Genomic DNA, 7,494 nt, shown 5'->3' on the forward strand with positions numbered 1-7,494 from the left:
CCTGAGCGGATTTTTTTATGCATAAAAAAGGCCCACCGAAGTGAGCCCTGAATAGGTGCGGGCGCTACCCCGCTGCATTAGCGTGTTATCCGGCATTAATTATTTTTTAACTCTGTCACATTTTACATGAAAAGCACCTTGTACCGAAATACGGTACATAGTATTATTGTTTTCACGGGAGGGGGAATAAGCCAACTCCATTAAGCCAGAAGGGCTTTAAAAATGACTAAATCCAAACTCTTTCTTAACGCATGGTCTATCGCACGCGATGCCGCTGCAAAATTTGGCGGTTCTGTAAAATCATACTTCGCTGAGGCTCTCAAAATGGCACATAAGGGAATTGAATTGACCGTTGAATCTCTCATTAAAATTGGCGGCAATGAGTGGGTTAAAGGAGATTATCACCGTGTTTATTTTAATGCCGCAACAATGATCAAATTCATCGGACTCTCATACTCAACTTACAAAACAGGAAACATCAGCTCAGCCACCCTGAATGGTAACCACATTAGCAACGGTAAAGCGGCATCCATTCGCAATGGTCTGGCAGCCTGTAAATTTTGGTTCGATGCGAAAAAGGGCGAATTTGACTCTCGTGATATGTCATCTGATTTGTTTGAAACTGTTGTTAATTCAATTAAACGTTAAGGAGCACAGCATGTATAACAAACCGAATGCCCCTGTAGAATTATCGGAAGTTTTTGGAAGAATAAACAATTCAGGCACCGTAGATATTTTATTTATTGACGACGGTGAGCGAGTGAATCAACTCAATTCTGATGTTTATCCCGTCGGAGAGTGTCTTAACGCCCGAAACTATCATTCGCGCGGTGTAGTGTTGAGTTTGGGTGACGCTCAAAAACTCGGAATTATCATTGAATAACAACTATCAGGCCCGGTTCGCCGGGCCTGTATTGAGGCGCAAAGTGGATAACGACGAAAAAATAGAACTACTGACCCGCGCTGGCGAAACTGCGTACGGTCAGAACTGGAAATCTGAGCTGGCACGATTCATGGGCATTAATGACCGCTCAGTTCGACAGTGGGCTGCTGGTGAGCGCCGCATCCCTGCATCTGTAATTCGTGGCATGGTGTCACATTTACGTGACCGCGCCGCCCTGATGAACAGCGAAACAGACAGACTGGTTCGGGACATGCATTATGATAGAGACCCGGAATTTACTGCTCTGAAAGTGCTGTTTTTACCTAATCGCCGCCCATCTACTGACAGGCTCGGCAATGATGCATACAAATTTTTATGTTTCGATGTCGATGGTTTTATATACTGTATCGACAGTAATGATCGCGTCATCAATATGCATGGCGATGATACAGTGCTGAAAAATGCAACTGTTGCAGAGCTACGCGCAGCATATGACCTGTATATCAATGACCCTGCTAATTTAGTTGACTGATCGGACTAAAACCGTGGCTTGACGTAATAGATACTGACGGTTAAGTTGAAAGCGTTCCCCGCACCAGCGGGGATGAACCCGTTACACCTTATTCTTGTTATACGTTCCCCGCTCCGGCGGGGTTTTTGCTTTTAGTCACCACGACGCATTATCGCGATAGTTAACTGGCTCGTCGGCCCGTGGCTAATTGGGTTGTGGTGGCTGGTGCTGTGGTTCCAGCATCTCTTGTCAGTGAGCATTTTTAGACTCTTCTTTGAATCGCGACCCAGAGGCCAGCCTGGACGATCAGCTCATATATGGCGCATCAGCCTGCGCATTCACCACAACGGAGAAAACACTCAGCGCCTCTGTTGCGGCCAGGGTCGCCCGCTAAATGCTTTCACCTGTTGTGCAGAAACGAAAAAGGCCCCGCATTGCGGAGCCCTTTAATCATTTTGCTTATGTGCGGTTATTAATATCCCACGATGGGTCTTATATTCTGCCAGGTTTATGCAAAAAGCAATAGCAGGATGGTCATGAATTTTAATTATTTGTCACTTTCTCGAACTCAATTCCAGCTTTTTTCTCTTCCACTTTGCACTTTTCAATCAGGCGATCATAAAGTGGCTTCCAGTTGCGTGACCATGACGACTGGGTTAATTCGGGCACCAGGTGGCGAATAGCCGTGAAGGCCAGTGTAGACGGTTGACGTTTAAACCCTGCCCCTCCGCACCGCTCACAATCTTTTTCAACCGGTACTCCCTGCAGTCTGGACTTCTCAATATCACGCACGCGGCCGGTACCGTTACAGCGACACCGGGCAGAAAGCTTCCCTTTGCCGTGACATGTCACACATTCGTTTTCAACCAGCTGCAGCTGATATTTTGGCGGAGTATGCCTGTTTGACTCGGGGTCACCACATCCAGGATGAGTCATGACCCAGCCCAGCGTGTTTGTGACTCCCCGGCCGGAGCAATCGGAACATGTCTTTGTGTCGGCAGCGGATCGCGCGTAATCGTCATAAGCAAATTTTGCCAGCACCACCATGCACTGACCCATTTTTGAACCAGCCGCTTTACAGAGAAGCCGGGGCGCTGTTTTGCGGGCATAACTTGTCAGCAGGTTAACCGTTGCCGTGCGGTCGCTGTCGCTTATCCCCGCTTTGCCCAGGTATGCATGCATGCCGAACCCGGCTTTTGCCTGACACATGCCAATGGCTGCCATCACATCGGTGCCGGTCAAACTATCGGACAACGTCGCGCGGGGGCTGTCGCTGATCATCATGCTCTTCGGGCTGAAGTGCTTCAGTGCTGATTCAATCTTCATCGGTGCGCTCCTCTGTCATAACTGGTTTCGTCTGGTCACTGCCGGTCTGTCAGTCCATCTGGTTGAGCTGGATCCGCCCTCCTTCGCCCCAGAGCTTCGTTACCCTCACGTCCCACACAGCGCAGTCATCGTCGTAGATTGCATCCATTAGCGCCTTCAGCAGGTTGTCCGCATCAGGCTTCTGCTGGTGTGGCCTCCCGATATACTCAGCTCGCTTCTTTTTGCTCCAGCTGTCTGGCATAGGCAGAACGAACGTTACGTGGCAGCCGAACTGCGGCAGTGTCATACCACGCAAACGCACCTCGTCACAGAATGCGCGGTACCGCAGAACAGCAGGCCTTTTCGCCCAGCGGTCCCTCTGCGTCATACGGGGTTTTGGCAACGGGCAAATGTCATAGACCTGCATCAAAAATCTCTCCTGTTCTGGTGATGGCCTGCAGCTGGTTTAGTGGTGCAGATGCGGGCAGCTTCTGCCTGGTCCGTGTCATGGAAGTGTCCATTGCGGAACTCCTGGTATACGGTACCCAGGGTGCCGAACCGGTTCTTTGTCACGATGATCTCTCCATACGGCGCTGCAGGACTGTTTTCGTTATAAACAGCGTCGCGATACAGCATGATGATGCTGTCAGCGTCCTGTTCAATGCTCCCGCCGTCGCGCAGGTCAGCATTTACCGGGCGTTTGTTAGTGCGCTTTTCTACTTCACGCGACAGCTGGCTGAGCGACAACACTGGAGTTTTCAGTTCCTTCGCCATGGTCTTCAGGCCGCCAGAGATTACTGCGATAGCCAGATCGTTACGCTCGGCGCGCGGCTTTTTGATGAGACCCAGATAATCCACCAGGATCAGGGACAGCCCCGGGTACCGGCGTTTATGGCGTTCTGCAATAGCGCGGATCTGCTCAATGGTCAGGTTTGCGGCATCAACCATCCACACGTCCAGCCCCATAAGCCGCTGTATGCCCATGGAAATCTTGCCCCAATCGATATCATCCATGCGGGATGGTTTGCGCAGGCTGGATACCGGCATATTGGCCGCGCCAGCAATCTGGCGTTCGATAACCTGCTGGTTGCTCATCTCCATGGTGAAAATTAGCACCCCGCGCCGGATCCGCTGTTCACCCATCACCCTTTCACTGGATGCCACGCCCTCGGCAACCTTCAAGGCAAACTCTGTCTTACCCATGCCTGGCCGGGCGGCCACAACGACAAAATCCTCGTCGTTCATCCCGCCAGTAATCTCGTCCAGATCAGCAATACCGGTCTTCAGTGTGTCTGACTCTTCGCCATTGGTAACGCGGCGCTCCAGCACCTCGGCATAAGCGCCCAGCAGTTCGTCGATATGCACCGGGATCACCTCATCACCAGGACGGCCCAGCGCCATTACCTGGCTGGTGAATTTCTGGATGTTCTCCAGCGCCTGCTCATGGTTATGGGCCATTGTTATCTGGTCATAGCTGGACTCCATCAGCTTCGCGAAGCTGCGGATCACGAATTTCTCGTTCAGCGCCTTTGCGTAACCTTTGAGGTTTGCTGAGCTGGGAACGGCCTTGCAGGTCTCCATAACATTCGCGAACGTTCCGTTCTCGGTGCCCATAGCATCAGCCACCAGCAGCGCGTCGATCATCTTTCGCTGAGTAGCCTGACGTTTAATTTCCGCGAACAGTTTGTTGTAAAACGGTGTTACGAATGCGTCGCCTGGCAACGTGTTCAGGACGTCCACGGCATCTGGCGTCAGGCCTGCGTTGAGCAGCGCTCCCAGCACGCTGGCTTCCAGGTAATAATCTTCGGCTATCACAGCGAACCCTCCCGGACTTTGCGAAGGGTGTCGGGTTTCATCAGGAAATCGAAGCTGGCGCGCCAGCCGGAAGGACTTTCACCGAAGTAATACGGGCGGGCTTCGTTCAGGAATGCCGTGAAGTAGGCGCGGAAAGCCTCCACATTTTTTTTGCTCATGTGCTTAACAAACTCGCGGATCATCACCTCACGGTCGCTGTCCAGTTCGGCCGGTGGCATGCGTTCTCCGGCCAGCTCGTTGTATGCGTCAACAACGGCAGCGCAGTCGATATCGACATACGTTTCCACCCAGGCGCTGGCGTCTGCCAGGTAACCATCGAACCGGTTCACCCGGCAGATGTTCGTAGGTTTGGCCACACTACCGTACCGGCGCTTCCAGGTCAGTACGACCCAGCGAACGACCAACTTCAGGTCGTCAACGGTGTACGCATGGCGGGACGACTTAGGGGTCAGCAGAACTGCAAAGGCTTCTGCAGAGCGGCAGGTGGTTCCTGTAAGCTCGTTGTAATAATCCAGGACCTGTTTTGCCTGTGACAGAACTTCTTCTGAAAATTCCCCCTTGGGGGCTTTAGGGGGATCTGTTTTTACTTTCTTTGGAATAATGTCTTTGGTGTTCCCCTGTTTTGAGGGATTGCGCTCCCTCAATTTAGGGGATTTTCCATCCCCTGATTTAGGGGAATATCCCTCATTTTGAGGGATTCGCCATTCTTCCACGTTTTTATTGGGTCCAATCTGGCGGCCACGCTGCAGGAGAACGTTCATTTCAACCAGTTCTACGCGGGCCTCACTGCACCTTTTTTCCGGTAGTCTGGCTATCTCAGCGATCTGCGAATTACTGATTCTGTCCATGGTTTTGTTCCATCCGTAAGTTAACCGCAGAACGGCCAGCAGAACCTTGAAATGGCGCTTGGTCAGATCAGCGCCTGAATATTCTTCCAGCAGCATGTTCGCAAGGCGGGTATACCCATCATCGGTGTCAGCCACGCGCTGCTCCTCACGCTTACGGTAAGCGCCTAAATTTATGACTTCTGCTGTGTTACTCATGGTCTTTACTCGCGCGCCGGTTGGCTTCCAGAATCTGACGTAGGCGATCAGCCGCTTGTGGGTTAAAAGCCCTGGCGAACTCTTCCCGGGCCATGTCTTTATGATCAGTAGTTTCTGGTTGCGCGTTGCGTCGTTTCTGTCGCATAATTGACCTCGCTTTAGCTAAGCAATGCAGTACCCGGCTGTTCAGTTGGCCCTGTTCAGCCTTCCCCTTCAAACTCTGTGAAATACTTCTGGAAATACCACTTCGGCACGAAACACTCATGCTCATAACCTGGACGCATGAATATAACCCTGCGCTCCTGCCTGTCGTAGCCAGTGACGCGCACGACAACTCCACGCCGATCGCGAAACTGCTGATTTGTCTCAACGAAGCGCCCATCATCCACCTGCGCCCCCGTTAGCGGACCGGATATGCTCCAGCATGGCTATCAGGCCCCGTGCAAGATCCGCTGTCTCATCACCCTTGAACAGGACCAGGCCGGAAGGCTGCTCGAAGTCGATGGCCGCTAACAGCTGGCTGGCCTTCTCAACCAGTCCGCCTTTGCTCTGCCATCGGCTGACCTGGGATTTGTCGACGCCGATCTGTTTGGCAACTGCCGTCACCCCCTGAGCGGCAATTCGGCTGACAATCTCACTCTCGATGTCACGCGCTTTGTTGCGTGACGTTGCGCTTGATTCCATTGATAATTTTCCGTGTTGATTAGTGTGATAAAGTTTCAAATCAATATTTGGCTTTAGCGATTGAATTGAGCAGTTCAGAAGCGCTGACTTTCCCATCAGTAGCCATAACAATTGACGGAATAAATCGTGCGCTAATTTCTGAACCGTTCAGCCACTTGCTTATAGATGGCTGGCCCGTTCCTACACGCCGCGCCAGTTCCGATTGGGAACCGACAATTTCAATAGCTCTTTTGATGACGGCATTCATAAATTATTCCCTTTTACATAGTTCAATGCAGATTATGCGCCAGAGAATTGATTAGTTCAAGTCTCAAGAGACTTTGACTGATATTCTTTACGGAATTACTTTCTTTGTTATGAAAACACTATCTCAAAGACTGGCTTACGCGATGAGCCAAACTGGCAAGAACAACCAGACAGATCTGTCAAAGATCTCTGGTGTATCTCAATCAACCATTTCCAAAATACTTAGAGGAGAGAACAAAACCTCGAAAGAAACCGGCAAATTAGCTAAATCATTAGGCGTTAGTGCTGACTGGCTAATCAGTGGGCAAGGGGACATTTGGGGGAATAGCAATTCAAGATTGGAGAGTGTAGACGCTTCCAGGGAGGTTTCATTATGGGATGCGTCAGGTGATAGCGGGGAAAAAATAAGCTGGATAGAGCCATTACCAAAAAACGCACAAGCGTATATAATTCAAGGTAATACAGGGATATCACGTATACCAAAACACTCCATCGTGATTGTTAACCCAGATATCACACCGCTAACGAACGATCTTGTTGTCGCTGAAGTCGCTGGTGCGGTTTCTGTTTTTATCTATCATTTGAATGGAGCTGGTGAGTCCTTCTTGTCAGTAGATGACGATCGAATTCCGTTAGCCAAAGTTACCGACGCTTCAACCGTACGCGGCCCAGTACAGCAGGTGTACATTCCAACCTTATCGAGGTAGTCAGATGCCTCTTTACTGACTGGAGTTTCCTCGTAAACTCCAGCCATCCTTCTTACTAATAGCTTACCCATCCCACTCCCCTATCTTCAGATTCGATTCACTGTATATAAATACAGTATAACCACCCCGCTTTGAAAATCTAACAAAAATAAATTCTTTTGCGAATGAAGAAATTAAGTCCCTAAAGACTTTTTATGTAAAGTCTTTATTGACTATATTTATTCTTTAGCGCATAGTTATCCCATCAGCACGACACACCGCTACACAGTCAGCTGACCCGCTCTTTAACAATCAGGACTG

The 7,494-nt window shown here is 50.3% G+C and carries 11 protein-coding genes; 4 read left to right on the forward strand and 7 right to left on the reverse strand.

The annotated features are described in order from the left end of the window. Positions 1-222: 222 nt before the first annotated feature. Genes GSQ70_RS20115 through GSQ70_RS20125 form a run of 3 tightly spaced genes read left to right on the forward strand, consistent with a single transcriptional unit; the run spans position 223 to position 1,415 of the window. Complete coding sequence (locus tag GSQ70_RS20115) at positions 223-648, forward strand: hypothetical protein (protein ID WP_158784177.1); 426 nt, start codon at positions 223-225, stop codon at positions 646-648. 10 nt (positions 649-658) lie between these two features. After that, positions 659-883 (forward strand): hypothetical protein, encoded by a 225-nt coding sequence (locus GSQ70_RS20120; RefSeq protein ID WP_158784178.1) that lies wholly within the window; start codon positions 659-661, stop codon positions 881-883. Between the two features lie 43 nt (positions 884-926). After that, on the forward strand, positions 927-1,415 hold the full coding sequence (locus GSQ70_RS20125) for a hypothetical protein (protein ID WP_158784179.1): 489 nt from the start codon (positions 927-929) through the stop codon (positions 1,413-1,415). A 522-nt stretch (positions 1,416-1,937) separates the two neighbouring features. On the opposite strand, the gene GSQ70_RS20130 is transcribed toward GSQ70_RS20125, so the two are convergent. The 7 genes from GSQ70_RS20130 to GSQ70_RS20160 all read right to left on the reverse strand — a co-directional run bounded on the left by GSQ70_RS20130 (position 1,938) and on the right by GSQ70_RS20160 (position 6,488). Further along, positions 1,938-2,720 (reverse strand): antitermination protein, encoded by a 783-nt coding sequence (locus tag GSQ70_RS20130; RefSeq protein WP_158784180.1) that lies wholly within the window; start codon positions 2,718-2,720, stop codon positions 1,938-1,940. A 49-nt stretch (positions 2,721-2,769) separates the two neighbouring features. Then, a complete protein-coding gene (locus GSQ70_RS20135) occupies positions 2,770-3,126 on the reverse strand; it encodes a RusA family crossover junction endodeoxyribonuclease (protein WP_158785394.1) in 357 nt (118 codons plus the stop codon). Then, complete coding sequence (locus GSQ70_RS20140) at positions 3,126-4,514, reverse strand: replicative DNA helicase (RefSeq protein ID WP_370521091.1); 1,389 nt, start codon at positions 4,512-4,514, stop codon at positions 3,126-3,128. The genes GSQ70_RS20135 and GSQ70_RS20140 overlap by 1 nt, the downstream gene beginning before the upstream one ends. After that, on the reverse strand, positions 4,511-5,557 hold the full coding sequence (locus GSQ70_RS20145; RefSeq protein WP_158784181.1) for a replication protein: 1,047 nt from the start codon (positions 5,555-5,557) through the stop codon (positions 4,511-4,513). The genes GSQ70_RS20140 and GSQ70_RS20145 overlap by 4 nt, the downstream gene beginning before the upstream one ends. Before the next feature lie 200 nt (positions 5,558-5,757). Further along, positions 5,758-5,946 (reverse strand): DUF4222 domain-containing protein, encoded by a 189-nt coding sequence (locus GSQ70_RS20150; protein WP_158784182.1) that lies wholly within the window; start codon positions 5,944-5,946, stop codon positions 5,758-5,760. Further along, positions 5,939-6,241, reverse strand: a complete 303-nt coding sequence (locus GSQ70_RS20155) for a CII family transcriptional regulator (RefSeq protein ID WP_158784183.1) — start codon at positions 6,239-6,241, stop codon at positions 5,939-5,941. Before GSQ70_RS20155 ends, GSQ70_RS20150 begins: the two co-directional genes overlap by 8 nt. Before the next feature lie 40 nt (positions 6,242-6,281). Continuing rightward, positions 6,282-6,488, reverse strand: coding sequence for a YdaS family helix-turn-helix protein (locus GSQ70_RS20160; RefSeq protein WP_158784184.1), 207 nt, complete (start codon positions 6,486-6,488; stop codon positions 6,282-6,284). A gap of 73 nt (positions 6,489-6,561) precedes the next feature. Between GSQ70_RS20160 and GSQ70_RS20165 the strand changes: the two genes are divergently transcribed. Further along, entirely contained in the window at positions 6,562-7,194 is a 633-nt protein-coding gene (locus GSQ70_RS20165) for a helix-turn-helix domain-containing protein (protein ID WP_158784185.1), read from the forward strand. Positions 7,195-7,494: the final 300 nt, after the last annotated feature.

The organism is Pantoea sp. BAV 3049 (assembly GCF_009765445.1).
In the GTDB taxonomy this organism is placed as follows: domain Bacteria; phylum Pseudomonadota; class Gammaproteobacteria; order Enterobacterales; family Enterobacteriaceae; genus Erwinia.